1 pseudogene is annotated in these 361 nt (G+C 72.9%); it reads right to left on the bottom strand.

Features of this window, described 5'->3' with window-relative positions:
* A pseudogene (locus KDH83_RS32035) lies at positions 1-361 on the bottom strand (intracellular growth attenuator igaA); the annotation flags it as partial.

The following is a 361-nucleotide window of genomic DNA, read 5'->3' on the forward strand; positions in this document are numbered from 1 at the left end:
GTATTCGTCCAAGGCCCGCCGGCGCGCGCCGGCCTGCCGCAAGCGGATCACGGCCAGCGGCAGATGCACCAGCACCAGCAGCGCCGCCAGCAACAGCCAGGCCGTGTTGGCCAGCGACGGCCACGGCTCATCCAGGCTGCGTTCCGAGTCCACGCTCAGCTCCAGCAGGCCCGACGCGTCGCGGCGCACGCCGGACACCAGGCCATCCACCCGGAACGGCAGCGGCTCGCCCTGGGCCACGATGCGCGACTGGCGGCTCCCGGCCGACAGCAGGTCTTCCTCGTGCTTGGCAATGATGCTGGGCAACATCGCGTGCGGACCCGGCCAGACGCGCATCGTGGCCCAGGGCGAGCCGCTGCCG

This window comes from Achromobacter sp. Marseille-Q0513, from assembly GCF_018195695.1.
Taxonomy (GTDB): Bacteria; Pseudomonadota; Gammaproteobacteria; order Burkholderiales; family Burkholderiaceae_B; genus Achromobacter.